Below are 24,805 nucleotides of genomic sequence, written 5' to 3' on the forward strand. Positions count from 1 at the left end.
AGCGATCAGTCCGCGTTATCGCCTTTTTCCATTGAGCCCGCCGAAGCGCTGCTTCGCCTGAACGGCAAGCTCCAGCTTGTTAAACGCCATGCAGTGCTCGAACGTGATCTCGAAGATGTCCGGCAGCGGCAGCGCTTCGAAATACGGCAGAATGGATGGCGCATCCTCCAGCCAATCGATGCGCGCCGGCAGCTCCGCGGGCACATCCGCCCAGGCGGCCGACAGCTCGGGGCTGAGCAGCTTCTTGGCGCCTGCTATCAGGCTGCAGCCTTCGAGCCGCTCCTTGTAGGCCGCGATCCTCCCGCCTTCCGCGCCTTCCCGTTCCTTCGTAAACAAATGCGGCGCATAATCCGCCCTAGAGCCGGTGTGATGCACCCCTTTGACGAAAGCCGTGACCCCCGCCAACACTTCCGGCACGCGGAGCAGGATCGCGTAGAGCCGTTTGCCGAATTCGATGCGTTCATGCAGGCTGCTGAAATGCTCGAGCACCAACCCGGCCAGCATCATATCCCCGCCGTTGACCTGCGGCGCGCCGTACGGCATGACGACCGTGTTCGTTTGCAGCGGGATTTGGAGCAGAAACGGCGTTCGCTTCAGCACATGCGCCTTGAAGTAATCGCTCTGCACGAGCGGCTTCTCGATGACATGCTGCTCGTTCACGATCAGCGCCGTCGTCAGCAGAATCGCGTCCCGGCGCTGCCAGAACTGCGACCAGACCGGAAGCATGAAGCGAGATACGCCGAAGCTCGGCAGCAGCGCCGACAGATCCCTCCCCTCCTTGCGAGACGCCTCGTAGAGCAGCAATTGCGGATAAGCGTCATGGAAGATAAGCGCATTAATGCGCTCCAGCAGGATGAAAGCATGCAGGCGGCTCTCCTCGTCCATCAGCTCCGGCAGCAGCTCGCCCTGCAAATCCGTCATATTCCAACCGCCGTTCCGGGATACGAGATGGGCCAACAACGCCCACTGCAGCTCCGGACACCGGTAATACACGGCGCGGTAAGCCTCCGTCCGCGTGACGTTGTTCCGGTTCGCGGTCTCCGTCTCGTGGCGGATGCGGTGGATCAGCGCGCGCTCCCGCTCGTCGTGTTCCGCGGCAGTCCGGGTCCGGTCAGACGCCTCCCCGCCGGGCGCGGAATCGGCTTGTTCTTCGGACTGGAGCGCCGCGAACAGCTCGTGCACGAGTTCTTGGCGCATGGAAGCGGGCAACGCATGTTCGGCCAGCTCATGCGACGCGTTTCTGGCGTCCCTTTTATGAATCGCGTAATTCCGCACGAACCGAAACGCATGCAGCAGCCAGCCCAGCAAAGAAGGCCTGCCGCGGTCGTTGTGCCGCTGCGACATGTCCGTTTCCCTCCTTCATCGCGAAGTAAACCATTGTCAATTAGTATCGTCATCTCTACCTTCGATTAGCCGCTGTAGTATACTATAGCTAATGCAAGTTAGCCCGATTTCGGAACTCAAGGAGGCATGAACACCATGTGCGGCCGCTATACGATTACCGTTACTTTGGAGGAATTGATGCTGCATTATTGGGTCGCCGAGACGAACGTCCCGTTCCAGCAGCCCAAATACAACGTAGCCCCCGGCCAAATGATTCTGGCGGTCATCAACGACGGCGAGAAAAACCGGCTGGGCGAGCTCAAATGGGGGCTGGTCCCTTCATGGGCGGAGACGATGAAGCTTGGCGCCAAAATGATCAATGCGCGGTCCGAAACGGTGTGGGACAAGCCCGCCTTTCGCAAATTGATCGACCGCAAGCGCTGCATTGTCCCGGCCGACGGCTTCTATGAGTGGCAACAGGAAGAGAACCGCAAGCAGCCGATGCGCATCGTCAAACGCGACCGCAAGCTGTTCAGCATGGCGGGTCTGTACGATACGTGGACGTCCCCGGAAGGGATCAAGCTCAGCACCTGCACGATCCTGACCACCGCTCCCAACGCGCTGATGGAACCGATCCACAACCGGATGCCGGTCATCTTGCAGCCCGAAGACGAAGCGGCGTGGCTGGACCGCTCCCTGCGCGATCCTGCCCGGCTGAACCGGCTGCTCCAGCCTTTCCCGTCCGAGCTGCTCGAAGCCTATCCGGTTGCCGGCGATGTCGGCAGCGTCGCCAAAGACGACGAATCCTGCATCGCTCCCCTCCGGGCGAACGGCTAATCACGCAAAAAAAATGCCGATCCCGGAGGATCAGCGGAACATCGCCCAAAGGCGGATGAGGTGGAGCGTATTGTTGGGGTCGATCTTTTGCGCGACGACGAACGCGATCAGCTGCTCTTCCTGCTGCTCCGTCAAATTCTCCTGCATGATGCCGGCCGACATGCGGACGAGCTTTCGAACCTTCGCGCGATCCTGCAGGTCGAATTTATTGACGCCGTTCAGCAGCATTTTGACCCGGTCTTTCACGACGGGATTTTTCATTTTCACTTTGACGCGCTCGACCAGCTCGGGCCGAATGCCGAATTTGGTGTAGCTCATTCCGGTTATAGCACCTCCGTCCGGCTTTAAGAGGCCATGGCCATCCGAAGATAGGCTGACCTCGAAACCATCCTCTAGATGTACTATATGCCGGGCATTCGGCTTTAAAAACTAGTCCAAAAGCTCCCCTTGAAAAAGTTGCTCCTTCCGCAGCATGTCCCGCAGTCTCGCGTAGGAAGCCTCGCTCCAGAAATCCGCGCCGGCCGTCATCTCCGCCGCATCGTCCCTTGCCTCTTCCAGCACCGCGAAATCCACGGCCATGTCGGCGAGCTTGAAGTCCGGCACCCCGCTCTGCTTCGTGCCGAAGAAATCGCCCGGCCCGCGCAGCTCCAGGTCTCTTCGCGACACCTCGAAGCCGTCATCGGTCTCGGTCATGATCCGCATCCGCTCCCGGCCGATGTCCGACTTCGGATCGGCGATGAGCACGCAGTAGGACTGGTGGCCGCCGCGGCCCACGCGTCCGCGCAGCTGATGCAGCTGCGACAAGCCGAAGCGCTCGGCGTCCATGATGATCATCAGCGTGGCGTTCGGCACGTCGACGCCGACCTCCACGACCGTGGTCGCAACGAGCACGTGCACCTCGTTCGCGGCGAAGGCGAGCATGACCTCGTCCTTCTCCGCGGCGGAGAGCCTGCCGTGCAGCAACCCTACGCGCAAGTCCGGGAACGCCTGCTGCATCTGGATATGCAGATCGATGGCATTTTGCACGTCGAGCTTGTCCGATTCTTCGATCAGCGGACAGATGAAGTAGCACTGCCTGCCCGCTTCCACCTCGCGGCGGATGAAGCCGAGCACGCGTTCCAGCATATTGTGCTTCACCCAGTTCGTCTGGATCGGCTTGCGTCCATGAGGCCGTTCCTTCAGCGTGGACACGTCCAGATCGCCGAAGGCCGTGATCGCCAGCGTGCGCGGTATCGGCGTCGCCGTCATCGTGAGCACGTCCGGGTTCAGCCCTTTGCGCCGCAGCACGCTGCGCTGGTTGACGCCGAAGCGATGCTGCTCGTCGGTGACGACAAGGCCTAGGCTGCGGAAAAACACGCCGTCTTGAATGATCGCCTGCGTGCCGACCACGACATCGATTACGCCCATCTGCAGGCCGGCCAGCACCTCGCGGCGCTTCTTCTCGGTCAGGCTGCCGGTGAGCAGCGCGACCTGCATGCCTGCCGCGCCCAGGAGCTTCTGCAGCGACCGGTAATGCTGCTCCGCCAGTATCTCCGTCGGCACCATCAGCGCGCCCTGGTGGCCCGCCTTGAAGGTCGCAAACAGCGCGATGGCGGCCACGACCGTCTTGCCGGAGCCGACGTCCCCTTGCAGCAGCCGGTTCATGCAGGCATGGGATCGCATGTCGATCAGTATTTCGTTGACGACCTTCTTCTGCGAATCAGTCAACTCGAAGGGCAGCGTCCGCGAGAAGACGCGAATCGATTCGGCGTCCACGACGTGGGCGATGCCGTCCATCCGTTTCCGGTTGAGCGAACGGTATGCCTGCAGCTTCAGCTGGAAAAGGAACAATTCTTCGTAAACCAGCCTGCGCCGCGCCGCCTGTCCTTGCGCGATGTCCTCCGGCTGATGGATGTGCCGCACGGCCTCCCGCCGGAGCATGAAGCCGTACTTATCCATCAGGTCGACCGGCAAAATTTCCTCCACCATCGTCCCGTACTGCAGCAGCGCCTGCGCGATCGTCTTGCGCATCCACGGCTGCGTGACGCTGCCGCCGACGGAATAGACGGACTGGAGGGTCCCGGAACGGGATATCCCTTTATCGGGAAATTCCGACTCCGACACCGTGATTTGCAACCGGTGCTGCTCCCATTTGCCGGTCAGCACGATATCCCGTCCGGGCACGAGCTGCTCCTGCAGAAAATGCCGGTTGAACCAGACGGCCGTCACGAGCACGCCGTCCACGGCTACCTTGCAGGTCAAGCGCGTCTTCGCCCGGCCGTAGCGCTGCAGCAGCGGATTGCCCATGATTTTGCCTTCTACGGTCGCCTTCTCGCCGTCTTTCGCTTCCCCAAGGGTCCGAATGCGATAATCCTCGTATCGAAACGGAAAATAGTCCAGCAAATCCGCGATCGTTTGAACGCCAAAGGCGTGAAGCTCCAATTCCTTCTGAGCGCTCACGCCTTTCATTTGCCGGACCGGTATTTGATCCAGCTTCATAGCCATTACCTCACACCCGCGTTATAAATAATGCCGCGGCTCCGGGACCGGCATGCGTGCCGATCACGGCGCCGATCTCCGTCTGCCTGATATTGCGCACGTTCAACTGCCCTTGCGCCAGAGCAGCCAGCTCCAGCGCGAGCTCCCGCTTGCGCGTCCAGCCGACCGTCATATCGAGCGGATCGCTGCCGTATTCGTCCTTCAACAGGTCGATAATGCGCTGCATCGCCTTCTTCGTGCCGCGTACCTTGTCGATGGCGGATACCTCGCCCTCGGGGTCGATCGTCAAAATCGGCTTGATGTTCAGAATCGAGCCGAACAACGCGGCGGCTTTGCCGATCCGTCCGCCCTTCTGCAAGTATTCGAGCGTATCGACGAGAAAATAAATCTTCTTATCCCGTGCCATTGCTTCGACGGCCGCGACGATCTCTTCCTTCGAGGCGCCTGCGGCAGCCATCTCCGCGGCTTTGACCACGAGCATCCCGAGGCCGTACGACACGGTCTTCGAATCGATGACGGTCACGTCGCCCGGCTCCTCCATCAACGTCGAGCCGAGAACCGCCGATTGGTACGTCCCGCTGAGCGCGGATGAGATATGAATGGATAATATGGGCGAATCCGGATATTGCTTGCTCAAGCGTTGGTAGGTTTCCGTGAATTCCATCGGCGAAGGCTGCGAAGTCGTCGGCAGCGCGGCCGAAGATACCAGCCTGCCGTAAAATTGATCATTGGTCAGCGAAATGCCGTCCAGGTACGATTCTTCCCCGAACATGACTTTCAGCGGTATCATTTCGATGCCGTATTGCTCTCTCACGCGTTTCGGGATATCTGCCGTACTGTCCGTAACGATTTTAACTCCGCTCATCTCCGCACCCCCTATTCGACCGCGATTAAATATGGATACAGCGGCTGACCGCCCGCATGGACCTCGAATTCCGCATCGGGAAACGCTTCCCGGGCCCAAGCCGTCAATTCCGCCGTGTCCGACGATTTCGCCTGCTCTCCGGTCAGCACGGTGACGAGCTCGCCGCCGTCCTCCAGCATCCGCGCGAGCAGCTCCCGGCAGGTTTCCTGAAGGCTCGCGGAAGCGGTGACGATCGTCTTCTCCAAAATGCCGATATAATCGCCTTCCTGAATGGTGATGCCGTCGATCGCCGTATTGCGCACCGCGCTCGTCACTTGGCCGGAGCGCACCTGCAGCACGGCTTCGTTCATGGCCTGCGCGTTGACGTCCGCCGAATCTTCTTCCCGGAAAGCCAAAACGGCTGCGAGGCCCTGCGGAATGTTGCGCGTGCCGACGACCGTTACGCTGCGCCCGCTCAGCTCCGCCGCCTGCTGGGCCGCCAATATAATGTTGCTGTTATTCGGGAGCACGAAGATATGTTCCGCCGGCAGCGTCTCGATCGCATTGACGAAATCCTCCGTCGACGGATTCATCGTCTGTCCGCCCGACAAGACGACATCGACGTTGTTGTCGAGGAAGATCGACCGAATCCCCTCTCCCATGGCCACCGCGATCAGTCCGAAAGGCGCCCATTCATGCGCATGTTCCGCGGACAAGGCATCCGCCGGCGCCCCCGTGAGCACTTCGGATACGGCAAGGCCGAGCGCGGCTTCTTCCACGACCGCCGTCTCCGGCAGTTCTTCCGCGGCCCCGACCGGAACCGAGCCCCCGATCGCCGCGTTCAGTTCCTCCTGCAGCAGCTCGCGATGCTGCTCGCGCATGTTCAGGATATGGATTTCCGTCAGTTCGCCGTACGGCAGCGCGTAATTGAGCACATCGCCGGGCTTGCGCGTGTGCACGTGCACCTTGACGATGTCGTCGTCCACGATCACGAGGATGGAATCGCCGTCCCTGCCCAGCATGCCTTTGAACAACGCTTCGTCGAAACGAAGCCCCGCCCGTCCGGTCTGCTTGCGGTTGATGAAGAACTCCATATCGTACAAAAACTCGATATGCTCCGTCTCGAGCTTGGATTGAGCGCTGACGGGCTGAAAAGCAGCAGCCCGCTGCGGCAACCTCGCCGCCGCGCTTGGCGTCGTCGGAAAGGCGCCAGCCGCAGCCGATTCCGCGCCGACATGGCTCTCGCCCGCGCTGCCGTGCACATCCGCTAAAGCGCTCAGGAATCCCTCGTAGATGCAGACGAGCCCTTGTCCTCCCGAGTCCACGACGCCGACCTGCTTGAGCACCGGCAGCAAATCCGGCGTGCGCGCCAGCGACTCGTTCGCCCGGGCAACCACCTCCTGCACGAGCTGAAGGATATCGTTGTTGCGCTTGGCAAAGGCCACGGCATGCTTCGCCGTATCCTTGGCAACCGTCAGGATCGTGCCTTCCACGGGCTTCACGACCGCCTTGTAGGCCATGTCGACGCCGTGCTGCAGCGCCGCGGCGAATTGTTGGGCGTCGATCTGCTCCTGGTTGGCAATGCTTTTGGAAAATCCGCGGAACAGCTGCGACAAAATAACGCCGGAATTGCCGCGCGCGCCCATCAACAAGCCTTTAGAAAGCGCTTCCGCAACTTTGCCCACTGCTTCACCCGGGTTTTTTTGAAGCTCGCGCTTTCCGGAGGTCATCGTTAAATTCATATTGGATCCCGTGTCTCCGTCCGGAACCGGGAATACATTCAATGCGTTGATGCGCGATTCGTTTCGCTGCAAGCTTTCCGCTCCGCTCAAGACCATGCTGGAGAAATCCGGGCCGTTTATAAAGCGTTTGATCAAGCTAGATTACCCCTTCCTACCGAGATACCCGTACGCCTTGGACAAAAATATTGACAACGTCAACCTTGACGCCGACGACCTCGTTCATCACATATTTCACTTTTGACTGGATATTATGTGCGACCTCGGATATTTTCGTACCGTAGCTGACGATGATGTACAAATCGATGTGCAAGTAATCGTTCTCTCGGTGGACTTCGACACCGCGCGACAGATTATCACGACCCAGCAGCTCGGCTATGCCGTCCTTGAGCTGCTTCCTTGTGGCCATTCCTACCAGTCCATAACAATCCATCGCTGCTGACCCGGCAAGGACGGAGATCACATGATCGGTTATATGTACGCTTCCGAATTCGGATTGAATCTGCAGAGGCATGGAAAACCACTCCTTCACCGTTTTATTATGGACTAATGCACATTGTACTATAAATTTGAACGATTTTGAAGTCCAGAGGCCTATTCCCGACTATTTTCATCCTTTTTTAAGCGCTAGCCCGCGATAACGGCGATTGACAAACCCTTGATGAATGCCCAGACATATGCTATTATATTGTAGTCTGTTTGTTTGGAGCGATTCTTAAAGGGAGGTGTATTTCATGTCTCGCAAATGTTTCATTACGGGCAAAGGTCCCGGTACAGGTAACAACGTTTCGCACGCTAACAACAAAACCCGCCGCACTTGGGGCGTTAACGTTCAGAAAGTAAGAATTCTGGTTAACGGCAAACCGAAACGCGTCTATGTCAGCACGAAAGCTCTTAAATCCGGAGCCGTTACTCGCGTATAAGGGCATTCAGCCATGGACAAAAAGCACCTGATGTGATCAGGTGCTTTTTTGCATGCCGAAGCGCGGAAGACGAGCGCTCCTTCGTGCGTTCTTCCGTGCTCGGAAACCTTCATGCCGCGGGGCCGTTCCAGGGGCAGACGTTCGAATCTGCTATCAGCTCTTCTGAAACGTATTTAAGATGGCTTTCACGAAACCACCCAAAAACTTCGGCAGCTTGATCGTATAGAATTTCATGCTCCACCCCTCCTAAGAGTTTGCTGGTACTTCTTTGAAAGAGCTTCTGCAGGCAGAAAACTCAAGCATAAACATCCGTAACGGTTCCGCGCCTCGAAAGTGCCCACAAAAAAAGGCTACAGGAACGTTCGTTCATGTAACCATCCTATGCATCGCAAGACTGTCCTATTCCAACCCCGGAGCTGACGGCCGGGCATCCGCCGTTTCTCTCGGCGCAGCCTAAGCGCCTACGGTCCCGTTCCGCGCGGCCGTAATCACCGCGTACACCAGCACGAAAAACAGAAATCCGAGAATAGCCAACGCAACGAACGCGATTCGCGAGCGAAGCGAAGAGAACAGTTTGAAATAATGAATCGCGATGAGAATCGCCAGCAGGGAAAACAACAAGTTCGCCGGACTTTTGACGATCGTGAACACCGTCAGCATCAGACCGCACCCGGCGCTGTATACAAGCAGCAATAACCCTTTCTTCAGACGCTGGCCCATGCCATCCGCCCCTTAACGCAAAGCAGCGATCGCCGCGGCCCTGTCCTTCTGGTTGAAAACGGCATTGCCCGCCACGAATACGTCCGCTCCCGCTTCCCTGATCAGCGGCGCGGTCTCCGCGTTAACGCCGCCGTCCACTTGGATCAGCATGCCTTCGCGTCCGCGTTCCGCGAGCATCGCGCGCGTCTGCCGAATCTTGCGAAGCGAATGGGGAATGAATTTCTGGCCGCCGAAGCCGGGATTGACGGTCATGATCAGGATCAGGTCGATATCGTCCAGCACGTTCTCCAGCGCGCCTACCGGCGTCGCCGGATTGAGAGCGACTCCCGCAGGCAAGCCGGCTTCCTTGATCTGATGGATAACGCGGTGCAGATGCGTGCACGCTTCCGCATGGACGGTGATCCGGTCCGCTCCCGCCGCGATATAATTCGGAATATGCAGCTCCGGCCGTTCGATCATCAGATGCACGTCGTAGACAAGCTTCGATACCGGTCTCACGGCTTGAATGATCTGCGGACCGAACGTCAACGTCGGCACGAAATGACCGTCCATGACGTCGATATGAATCCAATCCGCGCCGGCACGGTCCACGTCTTGTATTTCTTCTCCGAGCGCCGCGAAATTCGCGGACAAAATCGATGGTGCAATGATAGACATTTCAGTACCTCCGCTTCTTCTCTTTCATTTCCGCCATGAACAACACGTAGTTGGCATGCCGGCTCGGCGCGATTTCGCCGTCCGCGAGCGCCGCCAGCACCGCGCATTCCGGTTCATGGATGTGGGTGCAGCCGCGGAATTTGCAGGAGGATGACAGCTCCCGCATTTCCTTGAAGCAGCTTCCCAGCTCTTCGATGCCGAGCTCCGCGAAATCGAGCTGGCTGAAACCCGGCGTATCCGCCACGAAGCCGCCGCCGATGTCGATCAGCTCGACATGCCGCGTCGTATGTTTCCCCCGTCCGAGCCGGTTGCTGATTTCGTTCGTTTCGAGCGTAAGCCCCGGAACGAGGGCGTTCAGCAGCGACGATTTACCGACGCCGGATTGCCCGGCGAACACCGCCAGATGCCCCTGAAGCCGTTCCTTGAGCGCTGAGGTGCCTGCTCCCCGCTTCGAGCTGGTCACGAGCACTTCATACCCGATCGGCTCATAGATACGCACGACCTCGTTCATCGAATGCTTCGCTTCCGCCGATTCCTCGCCGTTTTCCGCCAAATCCTGCTTACTTAAGCATAGTATCGCGTCGATGCCGGCATGCTCGATATGAACAAGAAATTTGTCGAGCAGCTGCAGATTGAGCGCGGGCTCCGTCACGGAGAAGACCAGCACGGCCAGATCCACGTTCGCCACCGGCGGACGGATCAGCTCGGAGCTTCGGGACATCAGCACGTTGACGGCGCCTTCGCCGTTCTCGGTCTCCTCGAATTCGACGACGTCCCCGACGAGCGGCGATTCGCCGCGCTTCTTGAAGATGCCGCGTCCCCTGCACTGTATGTCCGCCGCTCCCGGAGCCGCGTCGAACGGCCGCACGTAATAATAGCCGCTGAGCGCCTTGACGATTCGTCCGGACTTCGCGTCCTTATTGCCCGGCTGCGTCATCGGTGTTTGTGTCCGCGTTCGTACTGCCATTCGTCGGATTCTCCTCGGTGTTTGCTGGTAGATCGGTAGGCGGCGGATCCAGGCCGGGTACGTTCTCCGGCGTTGAATCGGCGCCCGATTTCACGTCGTCGTACGTCTTCGTGAACGTATCTGTATCTTGACCGTCTCGGTAGATCTTGACCCTGGCTTCCGTGTTAGGCGCGAGAATGACCTTTACCGGGAACGTCTGCGTATCCTTGATCGTCCGCTTGCCCCATTCGATGTCTTCGCCCGTCGCATCGGTGTACGTAATCCGGATCTCGCTCGATTTGTCCGACTGTGCCGGCGAAATCAAGATATTGAACGTGTATTCCAGCGCGTCGTCCGGCAGGCCGGAGCTGACGGTAAGCGTAATCGCCGCTCCCTTGGTCACCTGCGCGTCGGGATCGTACGGATATTGGGCGACGACCTCGCCGGTCGGCTTGTAGCCCGGTTCGCGGACGATGTCCGCCTCGTTGATGACGAGCCCTTTAGAGCGCAGCAGGGCAATGGCTTCGCTTTCCTTCATGCCGAGAACCTTCGGCATCTTGAACGTTTCCTTGCCTTGGCTGACCGTGAAAGCGAACTCTGCTTTCTTCGGATCGAATTCCGCGCCCGGCTCCGGCGTCTGATCGAGTATCGTACCCGGCGCTTCATCGCTGTAGTCGTCTTTCTTGGAAATCCGGTCCTCGCCGACGCCCAATGCGACGAGCGCGGCGACGGTCTCCTCGTAAGACTTGCCGACGTAATTGTCGGCCTTCTCCATCTTCGGCCCCGTGCTGACGTACAGCTTGATGAACGACCCTACCTTCACCCGCTGGTTGGGCTTCGACTGCTCGTAGACGATGTTTTTGGCAACGCCTTCCTTGTCCATGTATAGCGGCGGATCTTCCACCTTCAGACCCGCTTTCTCCAAAGTGCTGCGGGCGTCGGTCTCGTTCATGTTGACGACGTAAGGCACGTCGACCTCTTCGATGTCGAACCAGCCGAGCACGGTCATGGCACCCCAATAGACGAGTGCGATGACGATCAGCGTCGAGGCGACCGTCACGACGGGCTTGACCCATCTGCGCCTGCGCTTCTCATCCATGCCGCTCGCATCCCAGCGGTCTTCCTGCTCGTCCTGCGGCTCCGCGTCCACGGCGGCCGCGGAAGCGGTCTGGCGCGCCGGGGCTTGCCGGTCCCGGTCGGCCCGCTCGGTGATAGGGACCGATTTGTCGGCCCTGCCCGCAATCGTCGAATCGGTCAGCGTGCCCGCGATGCTGCCGCGAATGGCGGGCATGACGCGCGTCTCGTCGAGATCGGGATTACTGAACTCGATTTTGGGCTCCGTCAACCGATCGGGATGCAGGCAGGTTTCGAGATCCTTCAGCATCTCGGCGGCCGAGCGGTATCGCTCGTTCGGATTTTTGCGCATCGCCTTCAAGATCACGTTCTCGACGCTCTGCGGTATGTACGGATTGAGCTCGCGCGGTTCCTCGAAATTCTCCTGCAGATGCTTCAGCGCAATGCTGATGGGGCTTTCGCCGAGAAACGGCAGTTTGCCCGTCATCATCTGATAGAGCACGATGCCGAGCGAATACAGATCCGACTTTTCGCCGGTCGCGGTTCCCTTCGCATGCTCGGGCGAGAAATAATGCACCGAGCCTACCATGGACCCGGTTTGGGTGATCGTGGACGACGTCACCGCGCGCGCGATGCCGAAATCCGTCACCTTCACGCGTCCGTTCTTGCCGATGAGAATGTTATGCGGCTTAATATCGCGATGAATGATTTGATTGTGATGCGCGTGCTCCAGGGCATCGCAAATCTGGATCGCGATCCTGACCGCTTCCTCAGCCTGCAGCGGCGCGCGTTCTTTTATGATTTCGTTCAAATTGTTGCCTTCCACGTATTCCATGACGATATAGTGCGTATCTTCCTCCTGGCCCACGTCGTAAATGCTGACGACGTTGGGATGCGAAAGAGCCGCCGCGGACTGCGCTTCCCGTCTGAACCGCCGAATGAATTCTTCGTCATGCACGAATTGCTGGCGAAGCACTTTGACCGCGACGAACCGGTTCAGCAGCACGTCATGGGCCTTATAGACGAGCGCCATGCCGCCGCCGCCGATGCGCGTGATGATTTCGTACCTTCCGCCAAGTTCATGTCCTATCATGTCGATCACCTCTCAAGCTCTGTGTCTTCGGCATGATGCAGCAGCACGACGGTAATATTGTCGTCTCCGCCGGCCTGCAGCGCGAGTTGAACGAGCCTGTCCGCCTTCTGGTCCAAATCCAGCTCGCTTTGCTGCAGCGTCTCCACGATCGCGGCTGCGCTGATCATGCTGGAAAGACCGTCGCTGCAAATCAGCAGCAGGTCGTCCTTCATCCAGGAAATTCCCTTGATGTCGACCTCCACTTGCTCGTCCGTGCCCAGCGCCCGCGTCAGGACGTTGCGGCGCGGGTGCCGCTCGGCTTCCTCCGGCGTGATTTGGCCGGATTTCACCAGTTCGTTCACGAGCGTGTGGTCTTCCGTCAACTGCGTCAAGCTGCCGTCCCGCCATTGATAGGCGCGGCTGTCGCCGATGTGGCCGATGACGCCGTTGTCCTCGGTCAGCAGCGCCGCCACGACCGTCGTGCCCATATTATGGTACTGCTCATTATTGGATGCCGTGTCGAACACGACTTCATTGGCCTGCAGAATGGCTTGGCTGATCAGCGTCTTGCGCTCTTCCAGCGTAAGCGCCTTCGTCGTGCCCTGCAAGGCTTCGCGAAACGTATCGACGGCAAGCTTGCTTGCCACGTCGCCCGCCTGGTGGCCGCCCATACCGTCGGCCACGATGGCAACGACAAGACCGGGTTCCAGTTCCTCGGACCAGCCCCGGTCTTCATTTACGAGTCGAATTCTTCCGATGTCACTCCGCAAAGCCATTTTCAAGACTCATCACCCCGCCGTAGACTCCATATGTTTAGCGCGTAGTTGTCCGCAAGCCGCTGCGATGTCATGACCCTGTTCTCTGCGGATGGTGGCATTGATTTTGTTTTTCTCCAATATGCGGTGGAACTCGAAAATCTGCTCGCGCGGCGTACGCACGTAATCCCGCTCCGGCACATGGTTGACCGGAATCAGGTTGACGTGGCACAGCATCCCTTTCAGTACCTGTGCCAGCTCTTCCGCATGCTCGTTCTGGTCGTTCACGCCGCCGATGAGCGCGTACTCGAACGTAATGCGGCGTCCCGTCTTCGCGATGTAATTCCGGCAAGCCTCCATCACTTCCTCGAACGGGAAGCGGCGGTTGACCGGCATCAGCTTGGAGCGAAGCTTGTCATTGGGCGCATGGATCGAGATCGCCAGATTGATCTGCGTGTTCTCTTCGGCGAACTTGTACATGCTCGGCACGATGCCGCTCGTGGACACCGTGATGTGACGCTGGCCGATGTTGAGGCCCTTCTCATGGATCATGTTGCGAAGGAACGTCATCGTCGCGTCGTAGTTCTCGAACGGCTCGCCGGAGCCCATGATGACGATGCTGGAGACGCGCTCTTCCGTCGCATCGAGCATTTGCTGGGCGACGACGACCTGGGCCACGATCTCGCCGGCGGTCAGGTTGCGCTTCAATCCGCCCAGCGTCGAGGCGCAGAACGTGCAGCCGATGCGGCAGCCGACCTGCGTGGTCACGCAGATGCTGTTACCGTAGCTGTGGCGCATGATGACCGTCTCGATCGCATGGTTGTCATGCAGGCCGAACAGGAACTTCACCGTGCCGTCCTTGGATTCGAACCGGGTGATCTCGCTGAGCGTCACGAATTGAAAATGGTCGTGCAGTTTCTCCCGAAGCGCCTTGGAGAGGTTGCTCATGTCATCGAAGCTGTTGACGCGCTTCACGTAGAGCCATTCGAAGAGCTGCGTGCCGCGGAATGCGGGCTCGCCGTTCTCTTTCATCCAATCTTGCAGCTGCTCCAGCGTATAGTCGTAGATGAACGGTTTCATCGGTTAAACACCTGTTTCTCTGGAAAATGTTTTCATGGCGTCCTTGTAGGCGGACCGCCACCGTTTATTTTACCACAAACGCCCATAGCAGGCCACTTTCGGCCGCTACGGGCGTTTGAGCTTCCTGCAGGCAGTCCGGTTAACGGCTTTACTCCGCCAGCCGTTTGAGACGGGCGATGAAAAAGCCGTCGCTGCCGAAATGCTGCGGAAGCAATTGAACCATGCCTTCGAATCCGTCCCCGATGACCCCGTTCGTCCGCAACGGCTGAAGCACGCGCGCGGGCCATTCGGCATCCAGCTCATAAGATTCGTGGCGCGACAAGAATTTCAGTACCTGCTTCTCGTTTTCTTCCTGTTCGATCGTGCAGGTGCTGTAGACGAGCGTTCCGCCGGGACGCACGAGCTTGGCGGCCTCGTCCAGGAGTTCCGCCTGCAGGGAAGCGATCGCGGCGATGTCCGCTTCCGACTTCGTCCATTTGATCTCCGGCTTGCGCCGAATGACGCCGAAGCCGGAGCATGGCGCGTCCAATAGCACAAGATCGAAGCTGCCAGGCGCGAAACGTTCCGCCAGCTTGCCCGCGTCGCCGACGACGGTGTGCACGGAACCAAGCCCCAGCCGGGCGGCATGCTCGTCGATCAATTCCTGCTTATGGGGATGGACGTCGTTGGCGACGACCTGCCCCCGGTCTTCCATCAGCTCGGCGAGCTGCGTCGCCTTGCCGCCGGGCGCGGCGCAGCAGTCCAGCACGTTCATGCCGGGCTCCGGCGCGCACACGTCCGCTACGAGCATCGAGCTCTCGTCCTGCAAGGTCCACCAGCCGTCCCGGTACCCGTCGGATTGGGCAAGGTTGCCGCCGCCGCTCACGACGACGCCTTCCGCTGCCAGCTCGGACGGCTTCGCTTCTAAACCGCTTGCGGCGAGCAGCTCCATCGCTTTCTCCCGCGACAGCTTGAGCGGGTTGATCCGAAGGCTGGCGCGAGGCCGCTCGTTGCCGGAGGCGCAGATCCGTTCGGCGATTTCTTCGCCGTAGCCGTCGATCCAACGCTTCACCAGCCAATCGGGATACGAATGCGCGATGCCGATTCTCCGCACCGGGTCGGCGAGCTCGATCGGCTGCCTAAGCTCGGCCAGGCTGCGTTCCATGTTGCGAAGCACGCCGTTGACCATGCCGGAGATGCCGCTGTGTCCACGCCGCTTCGCGACGACGACGGCCTCGTTGACGGCCGCGTGCGGCGGGATCCGGTCGAGCAGCAGCAGTTGATAGGCGCTCATCCGAAGCAGCGCCAGCACCCATGGCGTTAATTTGGCGAATCCTTTCGCGATCAACGCGTTCAGCCGGTCATCGAGCAGACGCTGGTTTTGGATCGTCCCGTACACCAGCTCGGTTGCAAGCCCGGCGTCCGCTTTGGAGAGCCCGGCATCCTGCAGCGCGCGGTTCAACTGCAAATTGCTGTACGCGCCTGCTTCCATGACGCGAACGAGCGTGTCGAGGGCGACTTCCCGGGCCGTCTTGCGCCTCGGCTCCGGTTTGGGCTTCGGCGTCGTTTTGGCCGCGGCTCCGCCTCTGAATCCGTGCCGCTTGCCGGCTTGACCGGGCTTCGCCGGCGCCTTTCCAGGCCGCTTGCCGCCTCCGGGAGCCGATGGCTTCGCGCCGGGTGCCTGTCCGTTCGCCGATGGCCCTTTGCCACCGCCGACGCTCACGCTTCCCCTCCGCCGCCGAAGCTTGCGCCCGGCGTCAGCCGCGCGCCTTTCAGCCATTCGGCTGCGCTCATCGCCTTCTTGCCTGCCGGCTGAATGACGGTCAGCAGGAGCGCGCCATCGCCGGTCTCCACGACGATGCCGTCGTCGGAAGCCTCGCGTACCGTCCCAGGCTCGTCCGTCGAAGGGCCGCGCTTAATCGGCGAACAGCCCCATACTTTGAACGGTTCGCCGTTCCACAGCGTGAACCCGCCCGCCATCGGCGACAGGCCGCGCACTTGATCGTAGATGCCGCGGGCCGCGCGGCTCCAGTCGATGCGTTCGTCGTCGCGGGTCAAATTCGGCGCGTACGTCGCCTCGTCATGATTTTGCGGCGTTGCCGCCGCGGTCTCCGCTTCGATGGCCGGCAGCGTCTCGGCCAGCAGCTTCGCGCCGGCGACGGTCAGCTTCTCGAACAAAGTACCCGACGTATCGTCATCGGCAATCGGCACTTCCACGACGCTGATCATGTCGCCGGTATCGAGGCCTTCGGCCATATACATGATCGTGACGCCGGTCTTCGTCTCGCCGTTCATGATGGCGCGCTGAATCGGCGCCCCGCCGCGGTAGCGCGGCAGCAACGAGCCGTGCACGTTGATGCAGCCGAGCCGCGGCACGTCGAGCACGGCCTTGGGCAAAATCTGCCCGTACGCCGCGGTGACGATAAGATCCGGCTTTAATTCGGCGATCCGATCGACCGTTTCGGATTTGCGAAGCCGCTCCGGCTGAGCGATCTCCAAGCCGCGAAGAAGCGCCGCTTCCTTGACCGGAGGCGGCGTCAACGTTTTCTTCCGGCCTTTCGGACGGTCAGGCTGGGTTACGACCAACTCGACCGTATGGCCCGCTTCCATGATCGCTTCCAGGGAAGGCACGGCGAATTCCGGCGTGCCCATGAATACGATGCGCATCGGCTCACTCACCGTCCTGGCGCGGGCGATTGCTGATGTCGTAGATCGATTCCGCGATATCCGTAAACAGCACCCCGTTCAAATGGTCCACTTCATGCTGAAACGCGCGGGCGAGAAATTCGCTCGCCTCCAGCTCGATCGGCGCGCCGTTGCGGTCAAAGCCCTTGACCTTGATATGCAGCGCGCGGCGAACGTCGCCGTTCAGCTTGGCGATACTAAGGCAGCCTTCCGGTCCGAGCTGCTCGCCCGACGCTTCCACGATCTCGGGATTGACCATTTCGATCAGTCCGTGATCGTCCCCCACGTCGACCACGATCACGCGCTTGGAGATGCCGACCTGCGGCGCGGCCAAGCCGACGCCGTCGGCGTCGTACATCGTTTCCGCCATATCTTTCAGCAATTTATGCAAATTGGCATTGAATTTCGTCACTTCGATCGCCCGCTCCCGAAGCACTGGATCCGGATCCTGCACGATTAATCGAATTGCCATAAAAAGAGACCTCCCAGTTATACCAGCTCTATGGGTATACGTTATAATATCACTTGCGGATCCACGTCCACGCTCATCGTGACGGGCGGCTGCCCGTTCGTCCCGGAAAGCAGCGAAATCGCTTGTTTCAACAGGTCCGATGCGCCGACATTTCCCCGATATTTTATCATACATTGAAAACGATAGCGATCTTTCATCCGCGGGATCGGCGAGGCGACGGGTCCCAAAATGTCGATGAACCGGCTGCCGTCCCCGTCGTCGGAGCTCTTCACCCCGGCACCCCGCGCAAGATCGCGCAGCGTCGACGCCAGCTTCTCCCCCTCCGAGATCAGCAGGGCTAACTGCTCATGCGAGAGCGTCACGAGAATCAGCCTGCAAAACGGCGGATACGCCATGAAGCGGCGGTGCTTCAGCTCCTCCTGCACGAAGGACGAATAATCGTGGCGCTGCGAGCTCACGATGGCATAATGCTCGGGATTGTACGTCTGTACGACGACTTCGCCCGGCAGCTCGTGCCTTCCAGCGCGGCCCGCGACCTGCGTCAACAGTTGAAATGTCTTCTCCGCCGCGCGAAAGTCGGGCAGATGCAGGGACGTATCCGCGGCAATGACGCCCACTAGCGTAACGTATGGAAAATCGAGCCCTTTGGCTACCATCTGCGTGCCGAGCAGCACGTCCGCCTCGCGGTTGCCGAACTGCGTCAGCCACTTTTCATGGGATCCCTTCTCCGTCGTCGTGTCCACGTCCATGCGAATGACGCGAATGCCCGGAAACAGCTTGGCGAGTTCTTCTTCGACCCGCTGCGTGCCGGTCCCGAAGAACCGGATATGCTCGCTCTCGCAGGAAGGGCATACTTCCGGCGCCTGCTCGGCATGTCCGCAGTAATGGCAGCGAAGGGCTTTCGATTTTTGATGGTAGGTGAGCGAGATGTCGCAGTGCGGACATTGCGCGGTATAGCCGCAGGAGCGGCACATCACGAACGTGGAATATCCCCTGCGGTTCAGCAGCAGCACGGATTGCTCGCCCCGTTCGAGCCGCAGCAGCAGCGCTTCGTGCAGCTGCCGGCTGAACATCGACCGGTTGCCGCCCCTCAGTTCATCCCGCATGTCGATCAAATGGACCTTCGGCAGCGGTCTGCCTCCGACGCGGTCCGGCATGGGCAGAAGCGTCGCGCCGCGCTTGACCGATGGGGACGCGTTGCCGTCCGCCTCTTGGCCCCGCGAAGCGGAAGCCGCCACGAACGATTCCAGCGACGGAGTCGCCGAGCCCAGCACGACGAGCGCGTTATGCTGCCTCGCCCGCCAGACTGCCACGTCCCGCGCGTGGTACTTGGGACTCTCTTCTTGCTTGTACGACGATTCATGCTCCTCGTCGATGATGATAAGGCCGATCCGCTTGAACGGAGCAAATACGGCCGACCTCGCGCCGACCGTGACTTGCGCGCGCCCTTCGCGGATCTTGCGCCATTCGTCGTAACGCTCGCCGCTCGACAGCCGGCTGTGCATGACGGCGACGGAATCGCCGAACCGGCCCTTGAACCGTTCCACCATCTGCGGCGTCAGGGCGATTTCCGGCACAAGCACGATCGCTTGGCGTTCATCCTTCAAGCAGCGCTCGATGGCCTGCAGGTATACTTCCGTTTTGCCGCTGCCCGTAACGCCATGAAGCAGGAAGACCCGCGACGATTCGTTATCGAGCGCCTCCGCGAGTTCATCGTACACGGCCTGCTGCCCCTCCGTCAGGCTGAGCGGTTCCGTCCGCCGAAAGCCGCGTCCCGCATACGGATCGCGCTGCTGCACCGTTTCGCGGATCAAGATCCAACCTTTTTCTCCAGCTCCGCGGATCGTCCCCGTCGTCGTCGACAGCGTCTGCGCCAACGCGGCAAGCGGAATCGGCTCGCGATGCTCGAGCATGTAGCGCGCCACTTCCTGCTGCTTCGCCGCCCTGGACGATGACGCCGCAATCGCCGATTCGGTTTCGGCCGTATTCTCCGGCGGAAACACCGTCAGTACTTTGCGGACCGCCAGCCGGTCTCGGATCGATACCCGTTCCTCCAGCGTGCCGCGCTGAATCGCGGCCTTGATGCTCGCTGCCGCTCCCGGAAAACGCTCCTGCAGCAGCGCCAAACGGACTTCGCCGCCGCTTTGGCGAACGTAATGCAGCCATGGCTCGTCCGTTACTTCGATCAACCCGCCTTGGCTTGCCTCATCTTCTTCGGCCAGCGTCACGACGGAATCCGCTTTGCCTTTCAAGGCCGACGGAATCATCGCCTGCAAGGCCGTCGTCAGCGCGCAGCAGTATTTATCGCTGATCCACTGCGCCAGCTCCACGAGATCGGGCGACAGCGGCGGCAGATGATCCAGCAGCTCGGCGATCGGCTTCAGCTTCTTGCTGTCCACTTCCGCGAACGGCACGATCGCGATGACGAAGCCTTGCAGGACGCGCCCGCCGAACGGCACGCCGACGCGGCTGCCGACCTCCACCCAGCCGGTCATGGCATCCGGAATGGCATAATCGAAGGGCCGATCCGTCGCGCGGCTCGGTACGTCCACGATGACTCTGGCGATCATTCCGCGTTCCCTCGGACCGCTTTCTCCCTCATCCGCAGCACGATCCGCGAAAGCAGCCGATCCGCCACTTCCCGTTTGTGCAGCATGGGCAGCGACTCGATCAAGCCTTCTTCGCCGAACACCTCCACGACGTTCGTGTCGCCGTTGAAGCCCGCTCCGTCCCGGAACACGTCGTTCGCGACGACGAGGTCGCAGTTTTTCCGGGCGAGCTTGTCCATGGCGTACTGTGCCAGCCGCTCCGTTTCCGCGGCAAAGCCAACGAGGAATTGATGCGTCTTGCGCTCGCCGAGCGTCTTCAGAATATCCGTCGTCCGTTCAAGCTCGATGACGAGCCGCTCGTCGCTTTTCTTGATCTTGGTTGCCGCCTGCGCGACCGGCCGGTAGTCGGCGACGGCTGCCGCCTTGATGACCAGATCGGCCGAATCGTAGCGTTCCAACACTGCTTGCAGCATCTGTTCCGCCGATTCCACGCGCACGAGCTTGACGCCTTCGATCGGCGGGGCCGTGGTCCTGGCCGCGATCAAGGTTACGTCCGCGCCGCGGTTCGCCGCGGCTTCCGCCAAGGCAAAGCCCATTTTGCCGGATGAATCGTTGGTCAAGTACCGTACGGGATCGAGGCGCTCGACGGTACCGCCTGCCGTCACGAGCACGGTCTTCCCCGCTAGCTCCGTTCGCGACGCGAACCACTGCTCCACGGCAAATACGATCTCCTCCGGCTCCGCCAAGCGGCCTTTGCCGACATACCCGCAGGCCAGCAGTCCCGTTCCCGGTTCCACGAAACGAACGCCGCGCTCCGCGAGCAGCCGCATGTTCCGTTCCACGGCGGGATGCGCGTACATATGCACGTTCATCGCCGGCGCCACGATCACTTGAGCCGTCGCCGCGAGCAGGGTCGTGCTCAGAAAATCGTCCGCCAGCCCGTTTGCCATCTTGCCCAGGATGTTCGCCGTCGCCGGTGCGACCAACACCAGGTCCGCGCTGTCCGCCGCATCGATGTGCGCGACGACCGACGGATCGAATTCGTCGAACGTGTCGAGATAGACGGAATGCCGCGATAAAATCTGGAGCGTCATCGGCGCGATGAATTTGGTCGCTGATTCCGTCATGATGACGCGCACCTTCGCGCCCGCCTGCGTAAGTCTGCTGCAGATCGTCGCTGCCTTATAAGCCGCAATGCCGCCGGAAATGCCAAGCAGAATCGTTTTGCCTTGAAGCATGGCCGTCTCTCCTCTCACTCTCATGCTCGCGTCGCGCGCGCAACCCTCCGATCGGATGAAGCCGCCCGCCGCTCAGCGTCCAAAACCTGTCTTGGATTAAAAAAATAACAACCGCGAGGGTTGTTATTTTCATGTCCTTCATTCGTCTTTCTTGTTCAGCGTGCTCTCGACCACCAGGATATCCTGGTAGATCTCCTCCAGCGCAATACCGACGTATTTGTGCGATTTCGGATTGCGAATCTCGGTCTTGCCTCCGTCACGAAGTTTGCGCGCACGTCGCGAGGCTGCGACGACAAGCGAATACTTGCTGTCCACTTTCTTCATCATTTCATCGATCGATGGATACAACAACGTTCCTTCACCCCACTCATGCTTTCTCGGAAGCTTCCTTCACTTCTTCGAGTTCTTCGATAAAACGCTCTCTGCGGCAATGTTCCGCGACGATGATGCTTTGAATGCGGTGGCATGCGGCATCGATCTGATCGTTCACGACGGCATAATCGTAATAATGAATCAAATTCATCTCTTCCACCGCCACGTTCATCCGATGGTCGATAATATCGGCATTCTCCGTACCGCGGCCCGTAATCCGCTGTTTGAGCACGTCAAGAGACGGCGGTACCAAGAAGATAAACACGCCTTGAGGGAATTTTTCTTTTACTTTGAGCGCGCCCTGCACTTCGATCTCAAGAATGATGTCCTTGCCCGAAGCGAGCGTACGCTCGACGAAATCGCGCGGCGTTCCATAATAATTCCCGACGTACTCCGCGTACTCCAGAAGCGCGTCGCGCGCGATCATGTCCTGAAATTGTTCCTTGCTCTTGAAAAAATAATTGATGCCGTCGATTTCCCCTTGGCGAGGAGCGCGCGTCGTAGCCGATACGGAATAAACCAAATCGTTCTGCTTATGCCGAAGCTCGGAACAGACCGTTCCCTTGCCTACGCCGGAAGGACCGGACAATACAATCAACAATCCTCTTTTCATATGACTCCCCGTTACTATTCGTCGTGATCGTCATCCTTGGTCGATAGACGATGCGCAACCGTTTCCGGCTGTACTGCGGATAAAATGACGTGGTCGCTGTCCGTGATGATCACGGCGCGGGTGCGACGTCCGTAAGTCGCGTCGATCAGCATGTGCCGGTCGCGCGCTTCTTGAATGATCCGTTTGATCGGCGCCGATTCCGGGCTCACGATCGAAATGATCCGATTGGCTGAAACGATGTTGCCGAAACCGATATTGATGAGTTTGATGGCCATGGTTATGTTCCCCTCCGGTATCTCTCGTGCATGATTATGAATAGTACACGATATATCGATAAGCGCAAGAATGATGAAAACTGCGAGAGGCAGAATATTGCACTATTCTTGACGAAAAAAGTCCGGAGCATACGTTCGACCAGCCGAACGCCTATGCGACGGCAAGGGATATGAGCCCCTTATTCTAGCGCATCGGAAGCGGCTTGGCAAGTGCATCCAAAGTCTATATTAATCCATTTTCATCGGACGAACAAGTGTCAAAGCGAAAACGGGAGAAAAAACGAGGTTATCTCGTCAAACTGCCTGTTTTTCGCCACACGTAATCCGTCAGCTTCACCGTCATGTCGTAGAACATGAAAGGGGTGATCAGGTAGATGCCTTTGAAGTATTCCAGCGCCGTATCCAGCAGCTCCTCGGCGATGCGGACGCCTTCCGCCCGGCCCGACTCGCCTTCCAGACCGGCCATCCGCTTGCGGACTTCATCCGACAACTGGATACCGGGCACCTCGTTATGCAGATATTCCGCGTTTCGCCCGCTCGCCAGCGGCATGACGCCGATGAAGATCGGCACCTGCAGGTGCTTGGTCGCTTCCGCGATCCGCGCGATCAGCTCTTTGTCGTAGACCGGCTGCGTCATGATATAGTCCGCGCCGGATTCGATTTTCCGTTCCAACCGGGCTATGGCTTTGTCCAAATACTTGACGTTGGGATTAAAGGCCGTTCCCGTGATGAAATTCGCCCGCTGCTTCAGCTGTTTGCCCGAGAAGGCCACGCCTTCGTTCAATTGCTTGATCATGCGGATCATCTCGAACGAGGTCAGGTCGTAGACCGAGCTGGAATCCGGCAAATCGCCGAATCGGGCGGGATCGCCCGTGACCGCCAGCACGTGATCGATGCCGAGCGCGTCCAGCCCCATCATGTGGGACTGCGTTCCGATCAGGTTGCGGTCGCGGCAGGCGATATGCACGAGCGGCCGGATGCCGACCTGATGCTGCACGAGCGAGGCCAGCGCGATGTTGCTCATCCGCGTGACGGCCAAGGAATTGTCCGCCATCGTGACGGCGTCCGCCTTGATCGCCTTCAGCGCCCTCGCGCCTTCCATGAATTTATGGATATCCAGATCGCGCGGAGGATCCAGCTCGACGATGACGGTATGGCGTGCTTTCACCAAATCCACGATCGTCGGCTCCGATTTCGGCGCGCGTTCCGGCGCTTTCGTCTCACGTACGCTCAGCCGCTCCGATGGCGCAGGATGCAGCAGATCGGCCGGATCTACCGGCTGCGGGACGTAGCCTTCCAGCGCGGCGGCGATCGCCGCGATATGCTCCGGCGTCGTGCCGCAGCAGCCGCCGATGACGCGGGCTCCGCGATCGGCGAACTTGCGCGCCGATTCCGCGAAATATTCCGGCGTCGACGTGTATTGGTATTTGCCGTCCACGTAATCGGGAATACCGGCATTCGGGAAGACGGACAGCGGCAGCTTGATATCGCCTGCGATGGAATCGATGGCGCGCAAGATCCCGTTCGGGCCGCTGCGGCAATTAAAACCGACGACGTCCGCTCCCTCCGCCCGCAGGCTCTCGAATGCCAGCGCGATCGGCTTGCCGTCCAGCGTGACCGCTTCCTTCTCAACAGCGAATTGGCACATGACCGGCGTATTGGACAGGCCGCGCACGATCCGAAGCGCCAGCAGCGCTTCTTCCAGATCGTAGAACGTTTCCAGTAGAATGCCGTCCACGCCTTCGCTCAGCAGCGCTTCGATCTGCTGCCGGAACAGATGCTCCAATTGGAGGGGCGAGATGTTCTTGCGCTTCCCGGCCCGGATGGAACCGACCGCTCCGACCACGTACGCGTCGCTTCCGACGGCGTTCCGCGCAATGCGGACGCCGGCCTTGTTGATCGCTTCCACGTCCTCGTCGAGCCCGTAATTCGTCAAGCTCATCAAATTGGCCGAGAACGTGTTCGTCTCTATGAGTCTTGCCCCGGCTTCGTAATAGCGGCGATGCACGTCCGCGATGACCTCCGGCCGCAGCAAGTTGAATTCTTCGTAGGAAACGCCGACAGGGAACCCCATCCCATACAGGTAGGTTCCCATCGCGCCGTCGCCGGTCAAGATGCGCGCATGCAGCGCTTCCCTTAAGTCCGGTTTCATTGTCATGACTCCTTCATCCGTT

Annotated in this window: 24 protein-coding genes; 2 read left to right on the forward strand and 22 right to left on the reverse strand. The window is 59.7% G+C overall.

What is annotated here, in order from left to right; genetic code table 11:
• Positions 1-15: 15 nt before the first annotated feature.
• The gene (locus tag AC50YL_RS12030) at positions 16-1,344 is read right to left on the reverse strand and encodes a DUF2515 family protein (RefSeq protein ID WP_494832167.1); all 1,329 of its coding nucleotides are present in this window, start codon (positions 1,342-1,344) and stop codon (positions 16-18) included.
• Positions 1,345-1,479: 135 nt separating this feature from the next.
• Between AC50YL_RS12030 and AC50YL_RS12035 the strand changes: the two genes are divergently transcribed.
• The gene (locus tag AC50YL_RS12035) at positions 1,480-2,160 is read left to right on the forward strand and encodes an SOS response-associated peptidase (protein ID WP_494832562.1); all 681 of its coding nucleotides are present in this window, start codon (positions 1,480-1,482) and stop codon (positions 2,158-2,160) included.
• 30 nt (positions 2,161-2,190) lie between these two features.
• On the opposite strand, the gene AC50YL_RS12040 is transcribed toward AC50YL_RS12035, so the two are convergent.
• The 5 genes from AC50YL_RS12040 to AC50YL_RS12060 form a co-directional block, all read right to left on the reverse strand.
• A complete protein-coding gene (locus AC50YL_RS12040) occupies positions 2,191-2,478 on the reverse strand; it encodes a stage VI sporulation protein F (RefSeq protein ID WP_494832168.1) in 288 nt (95 codons plus the stop codon).
• A gap of 111 nt (positions 2,479-2,589) precedes the next feature.
• Positions 2,590-4,638: an ATP-dependent DNA helicase RecG gene (recG, locus tag AC50YL_RS12045; RefSeq protein WP_494832170.1), complete on the reverse strand. Its 2,049-nt coding sequence runs from the start codon at positions 4,636-4,638 to the stop codon at positions 2,590-2,592.
• Positions 4,639-4,648: 10 nt separating this feature from the next.
• The gene (locus AC50YL_RS12050) at positions 4,649-5,503 is read right to left on the reverse strand and encodes a DegV family protein (RefSeq protein ID WP_494832171.1); all 855 of its coding nucleotides are present in this window, start codon (positions 5,501-5,503) and stop codon (positions 4,649-4,651) included.
• Between the two features lie 11 nt (positions 5,504-5,514).
• Positions 5,515-7,320, reverse strand: coding sequence for a DAK2 domain-containing protein (locus AC50YL_RS12055; protein ID WP_494832564.1), 1,806 nt, complete (start codon positions 7,318-7,320; stop codon positions 5,515-5,517).
• Between the two features lie 55 nt (positions 7,321-7,375).
• Positions 7,376-7,735 (reverse strand): Asp23/Gls24 family envelope stress response protein, encoded by a 360-nt coding sequence (locus AC50YL_RS12060; protein ID WP_161745239.1) that lies wholly within the window; start codon positions 7,733-7,735, stop codon positions 7,376-7,378.
• Positions 7,736-7,955: 220 nt separating this feature from the next.
• Here AC50YL_RS12060 and rpmB point away from each other — a divergent pair, with 220 nt between their 5' ends.
• A complete protein-coding gene (gene rpmB / locus AC50YL_RS12065) occupies positions 7,956-8,144 on the forward strand; it encodes a 50S ribosomal protein L28 (protein ID WP_161745238.1) in 189 nt (62 codons plus the stop codon).
• Positions 8,145-8,297: 153 nt separating this feature from the next.
• On the opposite strand, the gene spoVM is transcribed toward rpmB, so the two are convergent.
• From spoVM to AC50YL_RS12145, 16 genes are all read right to left on the reverse strand, one after another.
• Positions 8,298-8,378, reverse strand: a complete 81-nt coding sequence (gene spoVM, locus AC50YL_RS12070) for a stage V sporulation protein SpoVM (protein WP_040711006.1) — start codon at positions 8,376-8,378, stop codon at positions 8,298-8,300.
• A gap of 219 nt (positions 8,379-8,597) precedes the next feature.
• Positions 8,598-8,864 (reverse strand): hypothetical protein, encoded by a 267-nt coding sequence (locus AC50YL_RS12075; protein WP_494832173.1) that lies wholly within the window; start codon positions 8,862-8,864, stop codon positions 8,598-8,600.
• Between the two features lie 12 nt (positions 8,865-8,876).
• Entirely contained in the window at positions 8,877-9,521 is a 645-nt protein-coding gene (gene rpe, locus AC50YL_RS12080; protein WP_494832174.1) for a ribulose-phosphate 3-epimerase, read from the reverse strand.
• A gap of 1 nt (position 9,522) precedes the next feature.
• The gene (gene rsgA, locus AC50YL_RS12085) at positions 9,523-10,458 is read right to left on the reverse strand and encodes a ribosome small subunit-dependent GTPase A (protein ID WP_494832566.1); all 936 of its coding nucleotides are present in this window, start codon (positions 10,456-10,458) and stop codon (positions 9,523-9,525) included.
• The gene (gene pknB, locus AC50YL_RS12090; protein ID WP_494832176.1) at positions 10,439-12,634 is read right to left on the reverse strand and encodes a Stk1 family PASTA domain-containing Ser/Thr kinase; all 2,196 of its coding nucleotides are present in this window, start codon (positions 12,632-12,634) and stop codon (positions 10,439-10,441) included. Before pknB ends, rsgA begins: the two co-directional genes overlap by 20 nt.
• Before the next feature lie 5 nt (positions 12,635-12,639).
• A complete protein-coding gene (locus AC50YL_RS12095) occupies positions 12,640-13,389 on the reverse strand; it encodes a Stp1/IreP family PP2C-type Ser/Thr phosphatase (RefSeq protein ID WP_494832177.1) in 750 nt (249 codons plus the stop codon).
• 12 nt (positions 13,390-13,401) lie between these two features.
• Positions 13,402-14,448, reverse strand: a complete 1,047-nt coding sequence (gene rlmN, locus AC50YL_RS12100; protein ID WP_494832179.1) for a dual-specificity RNA methyltransferase RlmN — start codon at positions 14,446-14,448, stop codon at positions 13,402-13,404.
• Positions 14,449-14,596: 148 nt separating this feature from the next.
• The gene (gene rsmB / locus AC50YL_RS12105) at positions 14,597-16,150 is read right to left on the reverse strand and encodes a 16S rRNA (cytosine(967)-C(5))-methyltransferase RsmB (protein WP_494832181.1); all 1,554 of its coding nucleotides are present in this window, start codon (positions 16,148-16,150) and stop codon (positions 14,597-14,599) included.
• Positions 16,147-17,094, reverse strand: a complete 948-nt coding sequence (gene fmt / locus AC50YL_RS12110; RefSeq protein WP_494832183.1) for a methionyl-tRNA formyltransferase — start codon at positions 17,092-17,094, stop codon at positions 16,147-16,149. Before fmt ends, rsmB begins: the two co-directional genes overlap by 4 nt.
• A gap of 4 nt (positions 17,095-17,098) precedes the next feature.
• Complete coding sequence (gene def, locus AC50YL_RS12115) at positions 17,099-17,584, reverse strand: peptide deformylase (protein ID WP_494832184.1); 486 nt, start codon at positions 17,582-17,584, stop codon at positions 17,099-17,101.
• A gap of 41 nt (positions 17,585-17,625) precedes the next feature.
• Entirely contained in the window at positions 17,626-20,154 is a 2,529-nt protein-coding gene (priA, locus tag AC50YL_RS12120) for a primosomal protein N' (protein ID WP_494832186.1), read from the reverse strand.
• Positions 20,151-21,371, reverse strand: a complete 1,221-nt coding sequence (gene coaBC, locus AC50YL_RS12125) for a bifunctional phosphopantothenoylcysteine decarboxylase/phosphopantothenate--cysteine ligase CoaBC (RefSeq protein ID WP_494832188.1) — start codon at positions 21,369-21,371, stop codon at positions 20,151-20,153. Before coaBC ends, priA begins: the two co-directional genes overlap by 4 nt.
• A 138-nt stretch (positions 21,372-21,509) precedes the next feature.
• Positions 21,510-21,722 (reverse strand): DNA-directed RNA polymerase subunit omega, encoded by a 213-nt coding sequence (gene rpoZ, locus AC50YL_RS12130; protein ID WP_494832190.1) that lies wholly within the window; start codon positions 21,720-21,722, stop codon positions 21,510-21,512.
• 16 nt (positions 21,723-21,738) lie between these two features.
• Positions 21,739-22,356 carry a guanylate kinase gene (gene gmk / locus AC50YL_RS12135; protein WP_161745226.1) on the reverse strand — a complete coding sequence of 206 codons (618 nt, stop codon included), beginning with the start codon at positions 22,354-22,356 and terminating at the stop codon, positions 21,739-21,741.
• Positions 22,357-22,370: 14 nt separating this feature from the next.
• Complete coding sequence (gene remA / locus AC50YL_RS12140; RefSeq protein ID WP_020615370.1) at positions 22,371-22,631, reverse strand: extracellular matrix/biofilm regulator RemA; 261 nt, start codon at positions 22,629-22,631, stop codon at positions 22,371-22,373.
• Between the two features lie 286 nt (positions 22,632-22,917).
• Positions 22,918-24,783 carry a bifunctional homocysteine S-methyltransferase/methylenetetrahydrofolate reductase gene (locus AC50YL_RS12145; RefSeq protein ID WP_494832192.1) on the reverse strand — a complete coding sequence of 622 codons (1,866 nt, stop codon included), beginning with the start codon at positions 24,781-24,783 and terminating at the stop codon, positions 22,918-22,920.
• Positions 24,784-24,805 lie beyond the last annotated feature (22 nt).

The organism is Paenibacillus sp. J22P277 (assembly GCF_059383675.1).